General features: G+C 41.8%; 13 protein-coding genes. 11 read left to right on the top strand and 2 right to left on the bottom strand.

The features are described 5' to 3' along the window. Positions 1 to 10: 10 nt before the first annotated feature. The 6 genes from glmM to FBF73_RS08825 all read left to right on the top strand — a co-directional run bounded on the left by glmM (position 11) and on the right by FBF73_RS08825 (position 6656). Positions 11 to 1363, top strand: coding sequence for a phosphoglucosamine mutase (glmM, locus tag FBF73_RS08850; RefSeq protein ID WP_136937593.1), 1353 nt, complete (start codon positions 11 to 13; stop codon positions 1361 to 1363). 73 nt (positions 1364 to 1436) lie between these two features. Beyond that, the gene (locus tag FBF73_RS08845; RefSeq protein WP_136937592.1) at positions 1437 to 1811 is read left to right on the top strand and encodes a DUF1149 family protein; all 375 of its coding nucleotides are present in this window, start codon (positions 1437 to 1439) and stop codon (positions 1809 to 1811) included. Between the two features lies 1 nt (position 1812). Then, positions 1813 to 2661 (top strand): DegV family protein, encoded by an 849-nt coding sequence (locus tag FBF73_RS08840; protein ID WP_136937591.1) that lies wholly within the window; start codon positions 1813 to 1815, stop codon positions 2659 to 2661. Positions 2662 to 2824: 163 nt separating this feature from the next. Beyond that, the gene (gene dapB, locus FBF73_RS08835; protein WP_136937590.1) at positions 2825 to 3592 is read left to right on the top strand and encodes a 4-hydroxy-tetrahydrodipicolinate reductase; all 768 of its coding nucleotides are present in this window, start codon (positions 2825 to 2827) and stop codon (positions 3590 to 3592) included. After that, positions 3589 to 4788 (top strand): CCA tRNA nucleotidyltransferase, encoded by a 1200-nt coding sequence (locus FBF73_RS08830; RefSeq protein WP_136937589.1) that lies wholly within the window; start codon positions 3589 to 3591, stop codon positions 4786 to 4788. Before dapB ends, FBF73_RS08830 begins: the two co-directional genes overlap by 4 nt. Beyond that, positions 4785 to 6656: an ABC-F family ATP-binding cassette domain-containing protein gene (locus tag FBF73_RS08825; protein WP_136937588.1), complete on the top strand. Its 1872-nt coding sequence runs from the start codon at positions 4785 to 4787 to the stop codon at positions 6654 to 6656. Before FBF73_RS08830 ends, FBF73_RS08825 begins: the two co-directional genes overlap by 4 nt. Before the next feature lie 36 nt (positions 6657 to 6692). On the opposite strand, the gene mntE is transcribed toward FBF73_RS08825, so the two are convergent. Further along, entirely contained in the window at positions 6693 to 7877 is a 1185-nt protein-coding gene (gene mntE, locus FBF73_RS08820) for a CDF family manganese efflux transporter MntE (protein WP_136937587.1), read from the bottom strand. A 307-nt stretch (positions 7878 to 8184) separates the two neighbouring features. Between mntE and FBF73_RS08815 the strand changes: the two genes are divergently transcribed. The 4 genes from FBF73_RS08815 to yaaA all read left to right on the top strand — a co-directional run bounded on the left by FBF73_RS08815 (position 8185) and on the right by yaaA (position 13933). Further along, entirely contained in the window at positions 8185 to 10881 is a 2697-nt protein-coding gene (locus tag FBF73_RS08815) for a cation-translocating P-type ATPase (RefSeq protein ID WP_136937586.1), read from the top strand. Between the two features lie 122 nt (positions 10882 to 11003). After that, on the top strand, positions 11004 to 11414 hold the full coding sequence (locus FBF73_RS08810) for a peptide deformylase (RefSeq protein WP_136937585.1): 411 nt from the start codon (positions 11004 to 11006) through the stop codon (positions 11412 to 11414). Between the two features lie 11 nt (positions 11415 to 11425). Continuing rightward, positions 11426 to 13021, top strand: coding sequence for a hypothetical protein (locus FBF73_RS08805; RefSeq protein WP_136937584.1), 1596 nt, complete (start codon positions 11426 to 11428; stop codon positions 13019 to 13021). A gap of 183 nt (positions 13022 to 13204) precedes the next feature. Then, positions 13205 to 13933 (top strand): peroxide stress protein YaaA, encoded by a 729-nt coding sequence (gene yaaA, locus FBF73_RS08800; RefSeq protein ID WP_136937583.1) that lies wholly within the window; start codon positions 13205 to 13207, stop codon positions 13931 to 13933. 54 nt (positions 13934 to 13987) lie between these two features. Here yaaA and FBF73_RS08795 read toward each other — a convergent pair whose 3' ends face one another. Continuing rightward, positions 13988 to 15472, bottom strand: coding sequence for a M protein trans-acting positive regulator PRD domain-containing protein (locus FBF73_RS08795; RefSeq protein ID WP_136937582.1), 1485 nt, complete (start codon positions 15470 to 15472; stop codon positions 13988 to 13990). 217 nt (positions 15473 to 15689) lie between these two features. Here FBF73_RS08795 and FBF73_RS08790 point away from each other — a divergent pair. Then, positions 15690 to 18951, top strand: a 3262-nt coding sequence (locus FBF73_RS08790; RefSeq protein ID WP_136937581.1) for a G5 domain-containing protein, incomplete at its 3' end; no start/stop codon positions are given.

Here is an 18951-nt window from a genome sequence, read left to right as displayed (position 1 = left end):
TTTTATAAAAATGGGTAAATATTTTGGGACTGATGGAGTCCGTGGAGAAGCTAACGTAGAACTAACGCCAGAATTGGCCTTTAAGTTGGGACGTTTTGGAGGCTATGTTCTTAGCCAACATGAAACGGAAGCACCGAAAGTCTTTGTAGGGCGTGACACACGTATTTCAGGAGAAATGCTAGAATCGGCCTTGGTGGCAGGTCTACTGTCTGTGGGGATTCACGTATATAAACTAGGCGTTTTGGCAACACCAGCAGTAGCTTACTTGGTTAAAACTGAAGGGGCAAGTGCCGGTGTCATGATTTCTGCTAGCCACAACCCAGCCCTTGATAACGGAATTAAGTTCTTTGGCGGTGATGGCTTCAAACTAGACGATGAAAAAGAAGCAGAAATTGAAGCCTTGCTAGACGCTACGGAAGATACTCTTCCTCGTCCAAGTGCAGAAGGCTTGGGAACCTTAGTAGATTATCCAGAAGGCTTGCGTAAGTATGAAGGATACCTTGTTTCAACTGGAACTCCTCTTGATGGAATGAAGGTTGCCTTGGACACAGCAAACGGTGCGGCGTCTACAAGTGCCCGTCAAATCTTTGCAGACCTTGGTGCTCAATTAACTGTTATCGGGGAAACACCAGATGGTCTTAACATCAACCTTAATGTTGGTTCAACTCACCCAGAAGCTCTTCAAGATGTGGTCAAAGAAAGCGGCTCAGCTATTGGTTTGGCCTTTGACGGAGACAGTGACCGTTTGATTGCTGTTGATGAGAATGGTGAGATCGTTGATGGTGATAAAATCATGTACATCATCGGGAAATACCTTTCTGAAAAAGGACAATTGGCGCAAAATACAATTGTGACAACTGTTATGTCCAACCTTGGCTTCCACAAGGCCTTGGATCGTGAAGGCATTAACAAGGCAGTCACTGCAGTTGGCGACCGCTACGTTGTTGAAGAAATGAGAAAATCAGGCTACAACCTCGGTGGTGAACAGTCTGGTCACGTCATCTTGATGGATTACAATACCACAGGTGATGGTCAATTGTCTGCCGTCCAATTGACTAAAATTATGAAGGAAACTGGTAAGAGTTTGTCAGACTTGGCAGCAGAAGTAACCATCTATCCACAAAAATTAGTCAATATCCGAGTGGAAAATGCCATGAAGGAAAAGGCTATGGAAGTGCCAGCTATTAAGGCTATCATCGAGAAGATGGAAGAAGAAATGGCAGGGAATGGCCGTATCCTTGTTCGCCCAAGTGGAACAGAGCCCCTCTTGCGTGTTATGGCAGAAGCGCCTACAACAGAAGAAGTAGACTACTATGTTGATACTATCGCAGACGTAGTTCGAGCTGAAATTGGGATTGACTAAATCCTAGAAAACTAGATGAAAATAAAAAATTATGGTACAATAGCTTATAATATTGTAGCCGAGGGAGAAAGACATGAATCTTAAACGTGAACAAGAATTTGTCAGTCAGTATCATTTTGATGCGCGTAATTTTGAATGGGAAAATGAAAATGGAACTCCTGAAACTAAGGTGGATGTGAACTTCCAATTACTCCAACATGACCAAGAAAATCAAGTGACATCTTTAGTGGTTGTCTTAAGTTTTATGATTGTCTTTGACAAATTTGTTATCAGTGGAACGATTTCCCAAGTTAACCATGTGGAAGGTCGTATTGTCAATGAACCAAGTGAGTTTAATCAAGAGGAAGTTGAAACTTTGGCTCGTCCATGTTTGAACATGCTCAACCGTTTGACTTACGAAGTAACTGAAATTGCATTAGACTTACCAGGAATCAATTTGGAGTTCTAATATGAAATTAGCTGTTATCACAGATTCCTCTGCCTATCTCAGTGCAGAGACCTTGCAAAGAGAAGATTTGTATGTCTTGGATATTCCTGTCAATATTGATGGTGAGGAGTATGTTGAAGGTGTTAATCTGACTGCTGAGGAATTTTACCAAAAAATGGCTCAGGATTCTGAATTGCCTAAGACCAGTCAACCAAGTATTGCAAAGTTAGATGAAATCTTAACTTCGCTCAAAGAACAAGGTTATACACATGCTTTGGGGCTTTTTCTATCTTCTGGAATTTCAGGTTTTTACCAAAATATCCAGTACATGGTCGATGATTATGAGGGCTTAACCATTGCCTTCCCAGACACTTTGATTACAAGTGCTCCTCTGGGTATCATGGTTGAAAGTGTCTTTAACTGGCGAGACCAGGGCGATGACTTTGCCATCATTCAGGATAAGCTAGCTATTCAAATTAGTCACACATCTGCTTTCATCATGGTGGATGACTTGGACCACTTGGTGAAAGGGGGACGCCTTTCAAATGGAGCTGCGATTTTGGGCAATCTGCTAAGCATTAAGCCAATCCTTTATTTCAACGACCAAGGTGTGATTGAAGTGTACGAAAAAGTTCGTACTGAAAAGAAAGCAACCAAGCGTTTAATTGAGATTATCAAGGATGCCACAGCTTCAGGCCAATACCGTATCATTGTCATTCACGGAAATGCTCCTGAGAAGGCTGAAGAATTGCGTCAGCACTTACTTGAATCTGGAGTGGGTACGGATATTTCACTTGCTACATTTGGTAGTGTCATTGGGACCCACCTAGGAGCAGGAAGTATTGCTCTAGGTTATATTCCAGTGATTTAGTTGGCGTTTCTAGGCTAGTTAAGAAATCTTATATCATAGAAATTGAACACGGACTACCTGCCTCTTGAAAAAAGATACCTGTCTTGCCTTTCATGGAAAGTCAGCGCTATTCCTTATTTTTCATGGGCAGCTAACGTCCTTTGTATCTTAGTCAGGAGTAGAGATGAGTATTCGAGTAATTATTGCTGGTTTTAAGGGAAAGATGGGCCAGGCTGCTTGTCAGATGGTCTTGGCTGATCCAGACTTGGACTTGGTAGCAGTTTTGGATCCTTTTGAGTCTGAGTCAGAATGGCAAGGAATTCCTGTTTTCAAGAATAAGACTGATTTAGCAGGCTTTAAAGCGGATGTTTGGGTAGATTTTACAACTCCAGCTGTTGCCTATGAAAATACACGCTTTGCTCTTGAAAATGGCTTTGCTCCAGTAGTTGGAACAACAGGTTTCACGAGTGAAGAAATTGTAGAGCTAAAATCATTTTCTCGTGCCCAAGATTTGGGTGGCTTGATCGCTCCTAACTTTGCCTTAGGTGCTGTTTTACTCATGCAATTTGCAAGGCAGGCTGCTAAATATTTCCCAAATGTGGAGATTATTGAGTTACATCATGACAAGAAAAAGGATGCTCCGAGTGGAACAGCTATTAAAACAGCTGAGTTAATGGCAGAAGTTCGAGAGTCAACCCAGCAAGGTGCTCCTGATGAAGAAGAGCTGATTGCAGGTGCCCGTGGTGCTGACTTTGATGGCATGCGGATCCACTCAGTTCGTTTGCCAGGCTTGGTAGCTCATCAGGAAGTCATCTTTGGCAATCAAGGAGAAGGATTGACACTCCGTCATGACTCCTATGATCGTAGCTCCTTCATGACAGGGGTGAATTTGGGAATTAAAGAAGTTGTCAAGCGTCATGAGCTTGTCTATGGATTAGAACACTTATTATGAGATTAACGCAAATGCCTTCTGAATTTCAGAAGGCTTTACCAGTATTAGAAAAAATTAAAGAAGCAGGCTTTGAAGCCTATTTTGTTGGGGGATCTGTTCGAGATGCCCTCCTCAATCGTCCCATCCATGATGTGGATATCGCGACTTCTTCTTATCCAGAAGAGACCAAGCAGATTTTTCCGCGAACAGCCGATATCGGAATCGAGCATGGAACTGTCTTGGTCTTAGATGGGGACGAGGAGTATGAGGTGACTACTTTTCGGACAGAAGATGTCTATGTTGACTATCGCAGACCTAGTGCGGTTTCCTTTGTTCGCTCGCTAGAAGAAGACCTCAAACGCCGTGATTTCACAGTCAACGCCTTTGCCTTGGACGAGACAGGGGAAATCATTGACTTGTTCCATGGTTTAGAAGATTTGGAAAATCAAGTCTTGCGAGCAGTTGGGGAGCCTAGTGAGCGTTTCAACGAAGATGCTTTGCGGATTATGCGTGGCTTCCGTTTTCAGGCCAGTCTTGGCTTTGAACTTGAGCCAGAAACCTTTAAAGCAATGAAGACCTTGACGCCACTTTTGGAGAAAATTTCTGTGGAGCGTACCTTCGTTGAATTTGATAAACTCTTGCTGGCTCCATTTTGGAGAAGGGGCTTGGCTTCCATGATTGAGAGTCAAGCTTATGACTATCTCCCTGATATGGCAGCTAGCCAGGACAAGCTCAATAGACTGTTTGATTTGGAGACTGATTTCACCTTTGAATCTTCAGAGCAAGCCTGGGCGGCTCTACTGTGGGCTTTGGAGATTGAAAATGCGCAGCCATTTTTGAAGGCTTGGAAGACCTCACGCCAGTTTGCTAAGCATGTACAAGATTTGCTGACTATTTTGGCCTTGCGTGAAAAGGGAGAATTGAGCAAGCGCGATTGTTACCGCTTTGACTTGGATTTACTTTTACAGGCTGAAAATCTTCGTCAGGCCCAAGGAAAAGAAGTCAATCCACAAGCAATCACAGAAACCTATCAGAGCTTGACCATTCATGACAAGAAAGAAATTCAGATTAATGGTGGTATTTTGATCAAGGAATATGGCTATCACCCAGGACCTGACTTAGGAGAGATTTTAACAGAGATTGAGTATGCCATTGTCGATGGAGAATTGGAAAATGACCGTCAAGCCATCCATGCTTATCTGAGGGAGAAAAAATGAGTGATTTTATCGTTGAAAAACTAAGTAAATCCGTCGGTGACAAGACCGTTTTTAAGGATATTTCCTTTATTATCCATGACCTAGACAGAATTGGTCTGATTGGTGTCAATGGAACGGGGAAGACCACCCTTTTAGATGTTCTTTCTGGTGTTTCTGGCTTTGATGGGGATGTCAGTCCTTTTTCAGCTAAAAATGATTACCAGATTGGTTACTTGACTCAGGACCCTGATTTTGATGATAGCAAGACAGTTTTGGATACGGTCCTCTCCAGCGACCTCAAGGAAATCCAGCTCATTCGTGAGTACGAATTGATCATGCTCAACTATAGTGAGGACAAGCAGGCACGTTTGGAACGTGTCATGGCAGAAATGGACTCTCTCCAAGCTTGGGAAATTGAGAGTCAGGTCAAGACGGTTCTTAGCAAGCTGGGGATTCAGGACTTATCTACTCCTGTTGGGGAATTGTCAGGTGGTCTAAGAAGACGGGTCCAGTTGGCGCAAGTTCTTCTTGGTAATCACGACCTCTTGCTGCTGGACGAGCCGACCAACCATCTGGACATTGCGACCATCGAGTGGCTGACCCTCTTTTTAAAAAATTCCAAGAAGACCGTCCTTTTTATCACCCACGATCGCTATTTCCTAGATGCACTGTCAACACGTATTTTCGAGTTGGATCGAGCAGGTTTGACAGAGTATCAGGGGAATTATCAGGACTATGTTCGCCTTAAGGCTGAACAGGGTGAGCGCGACGCGGCTCTTCTTCACAAAAAAGAACAACTCTATAAGCAAGAATTGGCTTGGATGCGTAGACAACCGCAGGCGCGTGCGACCAAGCAACAGGCTCGTATCAATCGTTTCCACGACCTGAAAAAGGAAGTTTCAGGCGGCGTTGCTGAGACAGACTTGACCATGAACTTTGAAACCAGTCGGATTGGGAAGAAAGTCATCGAGTTTCAGGATGTTTCCTTTGCCTATGAAAATAATCCTATTTTGCAAGATTTTAATCTCTTGGTGCAGGCCAAAGATCGTATCGGAATCGTTGGGGATAACGGTGTTGGGAAATCAACTCTGCTCAATCTGATTGCAGGAAGTCTTGAGCCAACTGAAGGACAAGTTGTGATTGGGGAAACTGTTCGCATCGCCTATTTCTCTCAGCAAATTGAGGGATTGGATGAAAGCAAGCGAGTGATCAATTACCTGCAGGAAGTGGCAGAAGAAGTCAAGACCAGCGGTGGTTCTACGACTTCCATTGCTGAGTTACTGGAGCAGTTTCTTTTCCCACGTTCAACGCATGGAACCTTGATTGAGAAATTGTCTGGTGGAGAGAAAAAGCGTCTTTATCTCCTCAAATTGCTCTTGGAAAAACCAAATGTTCTTCTCTTGGATGAGCCGACAAATGATTTGGACATTGCGACCTTGACAGTTTTGGAGAATTTCTTGCAAGGCTTTGCTGGGCCTGTCTTGACAGTTAGCCATGACCGCTATTTCTTGGATAAGGTAGCGACCAAGATTCTCGCATTTGAAGATGGCAAGATACGTCCATTCTTTGGTCATTACACCGACTACCTTGATGAAAAAGCCTTTGAAACAGATATGGTCAATCAAGTGCAAAAGACCGAAAAAGAAAAAGTGGTCAAGGTCCGTGAAGACAAGAAACGCATGACCTACCAAGAAAAGCAGGAGTGGGCAAGTATTGAAAGCGATATTGAAGCCTTGGAAAATCGTATCGCTGCGATTGAAGAGGAAATGCAGGCCAATGGTTCTGATTTTGGTAAGCTAGCGACTCTTCAAAAAGAATTGGATGAGAAAAACGAAGCACTCCTTGAAAAATACGAACGCTATGAATATCTAAGTGAATTTGATAGCTAGAAGAATAGAAAAATCCCGTCTCATGACAGGATTTCTCTATTCTTTTTTGGTTTCTTGATGAAAGATATTTTGCCAAGTTTCGTGACGGCGCCAGATACTGGTATGGACAATTCCGTCCAACTCATAGCAGATGAGTTTGGTTTTCTGACTGATGGAAGTAATTTGAATATCCTTGATAGCAGAATTCAAGTCTTTTTCGGCTTTATAGGCCTCTTTATCCATCTGCTCCCCATCTTGGCGAATATAGACAAAATCATCAGCCAAGAGTTCTTCCAGTTGATTTCCCTGATCAATCAATTGCTCGCGCATCAGCAATTTTTTATAGACATTGTCTAAAATTTCGTCCTCAGGGATAGGTGCTGGCTCGATATGGACATCGGTATCAAAGACTCCAAAACGTTCCTCCAGCATAGACTCGACTTGATCCGCGATTTCATGACTCTCAAAAACAGACAAGTCAGGATTCATTTCTAGCGTAATATCAAGGTAAATGTTGCTACCGTAGGTGCGACCTCTTTGAGATTTAACCTTGCTAATTTTGGGAATTTCCATAATGGCCTTTTGATAGTCCTCAAGCAGACGGTCGTCAAAGCCATCTGAAAGACTAAAGGAAGACTCGATAAAGATATCATAGGCAGTCTTCAAGATAAAGAAAGTGATGATAATGGCAACCAGTTTATCCACAATGGGATAATTGAAACTGCTAGCTAGGATGGCAATAGTAGTACCAAGTGAGGTAAGAGCATCAGAAAGATTGTCCTTGGCGGCAGCCCTCAGTGCTTTGGAGTTGGATTTCTTACTGAGGCGAGTATTGTAGAGATAAACTAGAAACATAATCGCTGCAGAAATGATTCCTAGGGTTGCACCAAGAGGGTCAATGACCGTTTCTTCATGACTGAGAATTTTTTGAATGGTATCCCGAAGTACATCGAAACCGACATAAAACATGATGATGGAAGTGATTAAGCTTGCCAAATCCTCAATCTTCCAGTGGCCAAAACGGTGGTCACGGTCTGCAGGCTGGCGCGCCATCCGAATCCCTATCAAGAGGGCCACATTTCCAATGATGTCCGAGACGTTGTTAAAACCATCAGCTACCAAACTGGATGAATGAAGAAGATGACCAGTTGCCAATTTGGCCGTAGACAAGAGCAGGTAGGTCGAAATACTGATAATGGCCCCACGCTCAGCTAACTTGAGGTTTGAGATAGATTGCTTCATTCAACTTCCTTTCTAGTCACATAGCATTCTACCATTATACTGGTTTTCAAGGGAAAATTCAAATAAGGCAGTTTTTACTCTTTGAAAACTTTTCAAAATTTGGTATAATAGTACTACTCAAGGGAGTAGCTGGCAGAAACCTGTGATAGTGTCGTCATTCCGAATTTTATACTGAAAAGTATGCTTTCCGGCACTATCTTAAACAGCGAGACTTGTTATGATTAACAGGTCTCTTTTTGTTTGTCGTGAAAAGATGCGATGAGGGAAAAGAGAGTCTGTTTTGCACACAATGTCAAGGAGGAGACACATGTCAAAAGAACAAAAACGCCAAGCGTTTTACACTCAGAGTCCTGAAGAGGTCTTGAATGCTGTAGATGCGACCGAGCAAGGTTTGTCATCAAGTGAGGCGGAAAAGCGCCTTGCAGAATTTGGCCACAATGAACTCGAAGAAGGCGAGAAACGATCAATCCTGGTCAAATTTATCGAGCAATTTAAGGATTTAATGATTATCATACTAGTTGCGGCAGCAATCTTGTCAGTTGTGACTTCTGGTGGGGAAGATATCGCAGATGCCATTATCATTTTAGCCGTGGTTATCATTAACGCTGCCTTTGGTGTTTACCAAGAAGGAAAAGCAGAAGAAGCCATCGAAGCCCTCAAGTCTATGTCTAGTCCAGCTGCTCGCGTTATTCGTGATGGACACATGACTGAGATTGATTCCAAAGAATTGGTGCCAGGTGATATCGTCGCCCTCGAAGCTGGTGACGTCGTACCAGCAGACCTACGTTTGCTAGAAGCTAATTCTCTTAAAATCGAAGAAGCAGCATTGACAGGTGAGTCTGTTCCAGTTGAAAAAGATTTGACTGTAGAACTCGCTGCAGATGCTGGTATTGGTGACCGTGTCAATATGGCCTTCCAAAACTCAAACGTGACCTACGGTCGTGGTCTTGGTGTTGTTGTCAATACAGGTATGTATACTGAAGTGGGTCATATCGCTGGCATGCTCCAAGATGCTGATGAGACAGATACGCCACTAAAACAAAACTTGAACAACCTTTCTAAGGTTTTGACCTATGCTATCTTGGTCATTGCCCTTGTTACTTTTGTTGTTGGAGTCTTCATTCAAGGTAAAAATCCACTTGGTGAGTTGATGACCTCTGTTGCGCTTGCTGTTGCAGCCATCCCAGAAGGACTTCCTGCTATCGTGACCATCGTTCTTGCCCTTGGTACTCAAGTTTTGGCCAAACGAAACTCAATCGTTCGTAAGTTGCCAGCAGTAGAAACACTTGGTTCAACTGAAATCATCGCTTCTGATAAAACTGGTACGCTAACTATGAACAAGATGACAGTTGAAAAAGTCTTCTACGATGCTGTCCTACATGACTCAGCTGATGACATTGAACTGGGTCTTGAAATGCCCCTACTTCGTTCAGTTGTCTTGGCAAACGATACGAAAATCGATGTGGAAGGAAACCTGATTGGTGACCCAACCGAAACAGCCTTCATCCAGTATGCCTTGGACAAGGGCTATGATGTTAAAGGATTTTTAGACAAATATCCTCGTGTAGCTGAATTGCCATTTGACTCTGACCGTAAGCTCATGTCAACGGTTCACCCATTGCCAGATGGTCGTTTCCTTGTAGCGGTCAAGGGTGCTCCAGACCAACTTTTGAAACGTTGTGTTCTTCGTGATAAGGCTGGGGATATTGCTCCCATTGATGAGAAGGTTACAAACCTCATTCAGACAAACAACTCTGAAATGGCCCACCAAGCCTTGCGTGTCCTTGCAGGAGCTTATAAGATTATCGATAGCATTCCAGAAAATCTCACTTCTGAAGAACTTGAAAATGATTTAATCTTCACTGGTTTGATTGGGATGATTGACCCGGAACGTCCTGAAGCTGCTGAGGCTGTTCGTGTAGCCAAGGAAGCTGGAATCCGTCCAATCATGATTACAGGTGACCACCAAGACACTGCAGAAGCGATTGCCAAACGTTTGGGAATCATTGACGCAAACGATACAGAAGGCCACGTTTTGACAGGTGCTGAACTCAACGAACTGTCAGATGAAGACTTTGAAAAAGTAGTTGGTCAATACTCTGTTTATGCCCGTGTGTCTCCAGAACACAAGGTTCGTATCGTCAAGGCCTGGCAAAAACAAGGTAAGGTCGTTGCCATGACAGGTGACGGTGTTAATGACGCTCCAGCTCTGAAAACAGCCGATATCGGTATCGGTATGGGCATCACAGGTACAGAGGTTTCTAAAGGGGCTTCAGACATGATTCTTGCTGACGACAACTTTGCGACTATCATCGTCGCAGTGGAAGAAGGACGTAAGGTCTTCTCAAACATTCAAAAGACTATTCAATATCTTCTTTCTGCCAATACTGCTGAAGTACTAACTATCTTCCTATCAACCTTGTTTGGTTGGGATGTCTTGCAGCCAGTTCATCTCTTGTGGATCAACTTGGTAACCGATACCTTCCCAGCTATCGCTCTAGGTGTTGAACCTGCGGAGCCAGGTGTTATGACCCATAAACCACGTGGACGCAAGGCAAGCTTCTTCTCAGGTGGTGTTTTCAGTTCTATCATCTATCAAGGTGTACTCCAAGCAGCTCTTGTTATGAGTGTTTATGGTCTTGCGATTGCTTACCCAGTACATGTGGGTGACAATCATGCCATTCACGCAGATGCTCTTACTATGGCCTTTGCAACCCTTGGTTTGATTCAGCTATTCCATGCCTACAATGTTAAATCTGTCTACCAATCCATCTTGACAGTTGGTCCGTTCAAGTCTAAGACCTTCAACTGGTCTATCCTAGTATCCTTCATTCTTCTTATGGCAACTATTGTTGTAGAGCCTCTTGAAGGTATCTTCCACGTAACCAAACTAGACTTGTCTCAATGGGCAATTGTTATGGCAGGAAGTTTCTCAATGATTCTTATTGTAGAAATTGTCAAGTTTATGCAACGAAAACTCGGCTTTGATAAGAATGCGATTTAAAGAAATGTATGAAAGTCATCCTCGGATGGCTTTTTGTTACAGTTGAGGGAAAGGGCTTGCAGTTATCGGCTTTTGTGCTATAATTGCTATAATATAGTAAAGATTAAGAGGAGGGTGAGGAAGTGGAAAAGAAAATTGTGAAGGATATTTTGTTTTTATCTCAAGTATCTCAGCCGGCAAGTCAGGAGGATCTGTATCTTGCCAGAGATTTGCAGGATACCCTGCTGGCTAATCGTGAGATCTGTGTTGGTCTGGCTGCCAATATGATTGGGGTGCAGAAGTGCGTGATTATCTTTAATCTGGGCATGGTTCCCATGGTCATGTTTAACCCAGTGCTCCTGTCCTCTGAAGGAGCTTATGAGACAGAGGAAGGCTGTTTGTCCTTGATAGGTGTGAGACCTACTAAGCGTTATGAAACCATAAGGGTTGCTTATCGTGATAGCAAGTGGCAGGAACAGACCATTACCTTGACAGGCTTCCCAGCTCAGATTTGCCAGCATGAACTGGATCACTTGGATGGACGTATCATATAGGAGGAAAGCAAATGAAACGAATAGTCTTTGAACTTATTTTTATCGCAACGACCTGGTATATCTTTTTACCGCCTCTTAACCTGACCAGCTGGGAATTTCTCTTTTTCCTATGTGGGCATTTGCTGGTTGTGGCAATCTTATTTGGCTTTGGCAAGGGAATAAATCTGGTTAAAACGGTTCATGTGCGCCACGGCAAGGCGGAAGCCGTCTTAAATCTAGAGGATTTCAAAATCAATCGGTTAGGGAAAGTTCTTTTAGCTTCTATTGGAGGAATTTTTCTCTTGGCAGCTTTGATTTCCTTGGTGACTTCCAGCATTTTTCAAGCTAAAAATTATGCCAATGTAGTTACGGTTACGGAAAAAGAGTTTACGGAATTTCCTAAGAGTGATACCAGTAAGGTTCCTATTCTAGATAGAAGTACTGCTGAAAAAATTGGCGATCGCTATCTGGGATCACTTACAGATAAAGTGTCCCAATACGTAGCAGCAGATACTTATACTCAGTTAACTATTGGTGGCAAGCCCTATAGGGTAACCCCTTTGGAGTATGCTGATCCTATCAAGTGGTTTAACAATCAAGCTAAGGGAATAGGAGAGTATATCAAGGTGGACATGGTAACTGGAAATGCTAACTTGGTGGACTTGAAGACACCAATCAAATATTCAGACTCGGAGTATTTTAACCGTGATGTCAAGCGTCACCTGCGCTTTAAGTACCCAACCAAAATCTTCAAAACACCTTCTTTTGAAGTAGATGATGAGGGTCATCCTTTCTATGTTGCAACCGTCTATCAAAAAAAATTTGGCTTAGCAGTGCCTCGTCCGGCTTCTGTTATTATCTTAGATGCTACCAATGGAGAAAGTCAGGAATACAGTTTGGCTGATGTTCCAGAATGGGTGGACAGAGTCTATCCAGCTGAGGAAACCATCGAGCAAATCAACTACAACGGCAAGTACAAGGACGGTTTTTGGAATGCCTTGATTTCCAAGAAAAATGTGACCCAGACTACCAAGGGATATAACTACTTGTCTATAGGCAATGACATCTACCTCTACACAGGTGTAACTTCTGCTAATGCGGATGAAAGTAATCTTGGTTTCATTCTTGAAAATATGCGAACAGGAGAAATCACTAAGTATAGCTTGGCTTCTGCGACCGAAGAGTCAGCTCGTGAATCAGCCGAAGGTGCTGTTCAGGAGAAATCCTACAAGGCAACCTTCCCAATTCTCATCAACCTCAATGACAAACCTCTCTATATCATGGGCTTGAAGGACAATGCTGGCTTGGTCAAAGAGTATGCCCTGGTAGACGCAGTCGAGTACCAAAATGTTATTGTAGCCACCACTGTGGAAGAATTGCTCAGCAAGTACGCCAATAAAAACGACCTTGAGATTGACAATGCAACAACAGAAAGCATCAAGGGTGTGGTAGCAGACCTCAAATCAGCTGTTATCAAGGGAGATACCGTCTACTTCTTTAAAGTTGATGGCAAGATTTACAAGGTTAAGGCCTCTGTATCTGATGAACTCCCTTACCTTGAAAATGGTAAAACCTTCGAAGGTCAAGTAGGAAAAGATAACTATCTCAAGATCTTTAAAGTGAAGTAAGAGGAGAGGTTGGGCAAAAACTCAATTTCATTAAAAAATGAAGTAAATCTTTTCATAATAAAACGCATAGTATCAAGGTTTCAACACCTGATATTATGCGTTTTTATGATTTTTAAGACTTTTCCCAGTCTCTTTTCAGATGAATTTTTTGGTAGTAGCTAAAAAATATGCTACACTATTAATATGAAAATTTTAATCCCAACAGCAAAAGAAATGAACACAGACTTGCCAAGTATTGAAGCTGCTCCTTTAAAACCAGAAAGTCAGCCTGTGCTTGATGCCTTGGCTCTCTATTCTGTTAGTCAATTGGAGAGTTTTTACAAAGTTTCAGCCGAGAAAGCTGCGGAAGAATTTCAAAATATCCAAGCTTTAAAAAAACAAACTGCTCAATACTATCCAGCCTTGAAACTTTTTGATGGGCTTATGTACCGCTACATCAAGCGAGACAAATTGACCGAGGTAGAACAAGCCTATCTTGAAAATCATGTCTTCATTACCTCGGCTTTGTACGGAGTCGTTCCAGCCTTGTCACCTATGGCTCCTCACCGTTTGGATTTTTTGATGAAATTAAAGGTCGCAGGTAAGACTTTGAAGAGCCATTGGAAGGCAGACTATGATGAAGCTCTGAAGCGGGAAGAAGTGATTTTCTCTCTCTTGTCATCCGAGTTTGAGACCGTATTTTCTAAGGAAATCAGAGAAAAAATGGTGACCTTCAAATTCATGGAGGACAGAGGTGGTCAGTTGAAGATTCATTCAACTATTTCTAAGAAAGCGCGTGGTGCCTTCCTAACGGCCCTGATAGAAAATCAAGTACAGACGGTGGAGGAAGCTCGTCGCTTAAGCTTTGCAGGATTTGTTTACAGAGAAGATCTGTCCCATCAACAAGAATTGGTTTTTGTTAAGGAAGTATAAATAAGGATAAAAGAAGAAAACCCAGCATGGAAAGTCGTGCTGAGTTTTTTTAGTTTATAAAGTATTGGATAAATGAATTTCATTTGACAAGGTGTTAAGATGATTGACCAAATCCATGATTGACAGATGGTTTCGACAAATAAACTTCTTGGTAATCCCTGGAATATAGAAATTAGACACGATGATATCGTAATCTGTCTGATTTAAAATCTCAGGACTTGTTTTCAATTCATCCCAAGTATCGAAGGTAAAGCGGTTATTACAGTAATAGGAAAGCATATCAACAAAGGTAAGGGATATAGCATGGTCAAAGTTACTGATAATTAAAACCTTGATAGGTGGTCGATTTTCTAACAACTGAGTAGAGAGGTTTTCAGCATGGGTTAAGATGGTATACATCAGGTGTTCCAACTGTTCAGGATGGTCATGCTGTCCAATTGCCTGACGATATTGGGCCAGTTCTTGACGTGCACTTCCTATAAAGTCTGGGAAGTAAACTTCAAATTTTTTAATCGTCAATGCTTTTTGTTCAAATAAGATTGGGGTAGAAAAGATTTCCTGTCTTTCAAAGAAAGCAGTGTTGTGTAAATGCCAAATCAGCTCATCGTAGTTAGTAAAAGTAATCTTATATTGTTTTGATAGGCGTTCTAATATTTGACTCAGTAATTGGTGAGAGTATCTTGCTTCACTGTTCTCTTCTAAAGAGTTGAAGAATTCTTGAGGATCTAAGAAAATGTTACTTTGAATAAAGGAAATAAAAATTTGTGCAATGATATTTGGAGTGATTTCAAGTTCAAATACTTGAGAAAAATAGCCTAGTATCTCTTCAAAATTTGGAATACTTTCCAAAATAGGATAGTATTCATCATAGAAATGATTTGGTAAGTCGATAAAATGACCATCTTTGATGCGGTAAATACTGATAGCTATCATCAGTTTGTACATTCTATAAATTGAAAATCGCATTGGATAATTCGTGATCTTATAGAAGAAGTCAGCAAATTCTGTTAGCTCCTCTTCAGGAAGGTCAGGAAAAGGCCAGTCTAGGAAATAATATCTCTCAGAGAAGTATTGGGCAAAAAAATAGCGAATATCAATTTCATTTCCACGTATCGCGGATGGAGTAAAGGATAGTTCAATTTGGAATTGAGCTGACAGAGTTTTTGTAATATTCCGCCCTAAACGATAGAGGTTTGCATTACTAGAGTGAAGATTTTCTACCGTTCGATAAATAGGTAGCCCCTCATTGAAGAACAGATATTCTAGTAATTGAAAAGATTGCGAATTAGCAAGAAAATATTGATAAATATCTTCTACACTAGTGTTAACTTCTAAATCTATCATGACTCCGTTAACAGAAGATTGGATGTCAATAGATGGAAAGGCAATACGTAATTCATTTAAATCACTTTTTAAGATTCGTTCTGTACATTCTAACTTTTCGGCAAGTTCATGTAATTTCATCCAGTTACGATGCTGAATTAGGGTTTCCATTAAGCGTAATTGTCTTTGATCTTTTGTAGATAAAAGGTTTCTCATACGGGTATTTTCCTCCTTGAAATATTATATCATATTTTTGTACTAAAGAAACAAGGGAAATAGAATCAAAAAAATGTTCAAATAGTTCAAAAAAAAGAGAGTATAATAAATGACCATGGTAATCAGAAATACGATATAGTAATTCCTTGGATAATATTGATTTATATATTAAATAGTTGTAGAGTAGGAACTATAAAATACTATCTAGGAGTTTAAAATGAAACATTCACATAAGAAATCATTTGACTGGTATAGCATGCAACAACGATACTCTATTCGTAAGTATCACTTTGGTGCAGCTAGTGTCTTGCTCGGTACAGCCTTAGTCTTGGGAACTGCTGCCAATACGCAATCAGTACAAGCGGAGGAACAATATCCTGAGGCAACTAATAGTGTCTCTGTTGATAAGGTAGAAGAAACTACTAAACCAGCAGAAGTTTCTACACCTAAAAAAGAAACAACTTATGCAGCTCCAACTGTTGCTAACCCGGTAGAAGTAACTCCAGCTAAAACTGAAGAAGCTACTAGACCAGCAGAAAAAGTTGAAGAAGCAAAAGACAAAAAAGAAGCAAGTCATCAAGATGCTGTTGACAAGTCAAAATTGTTAACAGCTCTTTCGCGTGCTAAAAAGTTAGAAAGTAAGTTATATACAGAAGCAAGTGCTGCTAAGTTGCAAGCAAGTATCCAAGCTGGTCAAAGTTTGCTTGGGAAAGCAGATGCAACTGAAGCTGAATTATCAGCAGCAGAGTCATCTATTCAATCAGCTATTATTGGGCTAGAACTTCGTTCTAACACTGATAAAGGAACTGTATCAGAAACTCCTGTAGCGAAGAAAGCTGATATAGTTGAAGCGAAGGAAGAGACTAAACCAGCTGCAACAACTGATCGTTCAGCTGTTGATAGTAGCGTTTTAGCAACTAATGCACCTGCTAAAGTAGAAACAACTTCAGTTCCAGCATCTACTAATGAAATCTTGAAACCAGGTTTGAGCCTTTCTGATGCTCGCCAAAATCCAGCTATCCGTAAAGAAGACTTGGATAAAGGGCATAGTGGCTTTAGAGCTTCTAGCAATCCAGCCAACCCAATCGTCTCAGGTTCTGGCAACACAGTTGCGTTTTCAGACATCAGTCAAGCTGGTCGTAGTTATAGTTTCCGCGGCTACGGGAACTCACGTGGTGGGAATTCAATCCATTACGATGTAACAACAGTACGTCAAGGTAATAGATTGAATTTCACAATTGAATATTCTGGTCCAGGTGAATTTGTTAATAATAACTTTATCTTGGACAAAGGGGATGGATTTGGAAATCCTTCCAATGCAACTATCACAACCCCAAGATTGAGAGAACAATCAAAACCTATTAGCCAGGGTGCCAACTACGTATCTCACTCAGGATACAGTATGACTTCTGCTACTTCAACAAGTGAGAGACAAACAATCAGATTTAGTTTGCCTATCATTAATCCAAATGGTGACTTGTCTGTACGTTTGAAACCAGTTACTTTTAACGTAAACCAAGGTGGAGGTAGTGCAGCAACAAGTAATGACCCGTATAGTAACTCTAACTATTATTATAGAGCAACCCCACTATACTTGGATGCAAACCCTTATGGCGGTACTAATAACAAGACTGTTTCAGAAGATATTGACTTCCAAACTGTCTATCTTCCAACTAGTAAGTTACCAGAAGGTCAAACTAGATTAGTTCGAGAAGGTGAAAAAGGACAACGTCAAATTACCTATAAAGTCCATCGATTTGGTAACGAAACACTTTTAGGATTGCCAATTAGTAATTCTGTTACTAAAGAAGCCAAGCCACGTATTATGCAAATTGGTGTGGCTAAAGAGCTAATCGATACAGTAAAACCACGTGTTGATCAAAATAAAGTTGGTGATACAAATAACCTCACTTTCTATCTTGATAACGATGGCAACGGTGTTTATACTGAAGGTGTAGACGAACTTGTTCAAAAAATTGCTATTAAAGATGGAGCCAAAGGTGAAAAAGGAGACCAAGGTGAACGCGGTTTAACTGGAGCTAAAGGTGAAAAAGGAGACCAAGGCGAACGTGGTCTCACTGGAGCTAAAGGTGAAAAAGGAGACCAAGGCGAACGCGGTTTAACTGGAGCTAAAGGTGAAAAAGGAGACCAAGGTGAACGCGGTCTAACTGGAGCTAAAGGTGAAAAAGGAGACCGAGGCGAACGTGGACTCACTGGAGCTAAAGGTGAAAAAGGAGACCAAGGCGAACGCGGTCTAACTGGAGCTAAAGGTGAAAAAGGGGACCAAGGCGAGCGCGGTTTAACTGGAGCTAAAGGTGAAAAAGGAGACCGAGGCGAACGTGGTCTAACTGGAGCTAAAGGTGAAAAAGGTGACCAAGGTCAGGCAGGTCGTGACGGTGTAACTCCAACCGTAACCGTTAAAGATAATAAAGATGACGGCACTCATACTATCACTATTAACGACGGTAGAGGTAATGTTACAAGTACTGTTGTAAGAGATGGTTTCGATGGAGCAAGTCCATTAGTTGCGACTCAACGAAATGACGCAGATAAAACAACGACCGTTATCTTCTATTATGACCAAAATGATAACAACGAATTTGATGCAGGCGATACAAAACTAAAAGAAGTTGTCATTGCAGATGGAGCCAAAGGTGAAAAAGGTGACAAGGGTGCAACTCCTAAAGTGACAACTGCTCGTGGAGCAGATGGTCATAGTACTGACATTACATTTACAGTTCCTGGAGAAGAGCCTGTAACAGTTAACATTAAAGATGGTAAAGATGGACGTACACCAACTATTGACTTAAATGCCTTAGCTGAAGCAGCAGCAAGATTAAACAATCAAAGAAGCGGAAGAGTAAGAAGAGCTTTAGCAGACGCCCCATCTACAGCACCAGCAGAAAAACCAAGAGAAGGTACTCTTATTACAGCGTACTTTGATAACAATGGTAATGGTCGATACGATGAAGGTATAGATGAATTAATTGCTAAACAACCAATTTATAATGGTACAGACGGTGCCAATGGTGCAGCAGGTGCAGCCGGACGTAATGGTGCTGAACTATTAAGTGGACCTAAACCACCAACATCAAATGATGGTAAAGATGGTGACACTTATATCGATGCAACTACAGGTGATGTTTACAAAAAAGAAGGTGAAAACTGGAACCAAATTGGTAACATTCGTGGACCTCAAGGTCTAAAAGGTGAAGCCGGAGTTGCAGGACCACAAGGACCTAAGGGAGATCAAGGTGCCCAAGGTCTTCAAGGACCAGCGGGACGTGATGGAGCGCAAGGACCAGCAGGACGCGACGGACGTGAAGGTGTACCAGGACCAGCGGGACGCGACGGACGTGATGGAGCGCAAGGACCAGCAGGACGTGATGGCCGCGACGGAAAAGACGTCTTGAACGGCAAAGTCAACCCAACTACAGAAGGTAAAGACGGCGATAAATACGTTAACACAGAAACAGGTG

This window comes from Streptococcus mitis (assembly GCF_005144795.1).
Taxonomy (GTDB): domain Bacteria; phylum Bacillota; class Bacilli; order Lactobacillales; family Streptococcaceae; genus Streptococcus; species Streptococcus mitis_BB.
The sequence above is the reverse complement of the archived record's forward strand: the minus strand, read 5'-3'. Positions and strand labels throughout refer to the sequence as shown.

Excerpts from the sequence above, each read along its gene's own strand:
- dapB (WP_136937590.1), top strand. The coding sequence starts at position 2,825 with ATGAGTATTCGAGTAATTATTGCTGGTTTTAAGGGAAAGATGGGCCAG.
- mntE (WP_136937587.1), bottom strand. The coding sequence starts at position 7,877 with ATGAAGCAATCTATCTCAAACCTCAAGTTAGCTGAGCGTGGGGCCATT.
- FBF73_RS08795 (WP_136937582.1), bottom strand. The coding sequence starts at position 15,472 with ATGAGAAACCTTTTATCTACAAAAGATCAAAGACAATTACGCTTAATG.
- glmM (WP_136937593.1), top strand. The coding sequence starts at position 11 with ATGGGTAAATATTTTGGGACTGATGGAGTCCGTGGAGAAGCTAACGTA.
- FBF73_RS08845 (WP_136937592.1), top strand. The coding sequence starts at position 1,437 with ATGAATCTTAAACGTGAACAAGAATTTGTCAGTCAGTATCATTTTGAT.
- FBF73_RS08830 (WP_136937589.1), top strand. The coding sequence starts at position 3,589 with ATGAGATTAACGCAAATGCCTTCTGAATTTCAGAAGGCTTTACCAGTA.
- yaaA (WP_136937583.1), top strand. The coding sequence starts at position 13,205 with ATGAAAATTTTAATCCCAACAGCAAAAGAAATGAACACAGACTTGCCA.
- FBF73_RS08825 (WP_136937588.1), top strand. The coding sequence starts at position 4,785 with ATGAGTGATTTTATCGTTGAAAAACTAAGTAAATCCGTCGGTGACAAG.
- FBF73_RS08805 (WP_136937584.1), top strand. The coding sequence starts at position 11,426 with ATGAAACGAATAGTCTTTGAACTTATTTTTATCGCAACGACCTGGTAT.
- FBF73_RS08840 (WP_136937591.1), top strand. The coding sequence starts at position 1,813 with ATGAAATTAGCTGTTATCACAGATTCCTCTGCCTATCTCAGTGCAGAG.
- FBF73_RS08815 (WP_136937586.1), top strand. The coding sequence starts at position 8,185 with ATGTCAAAAGAACAAAAACGCCAAGCGTTTTACACTCAGAGTCCTGAA.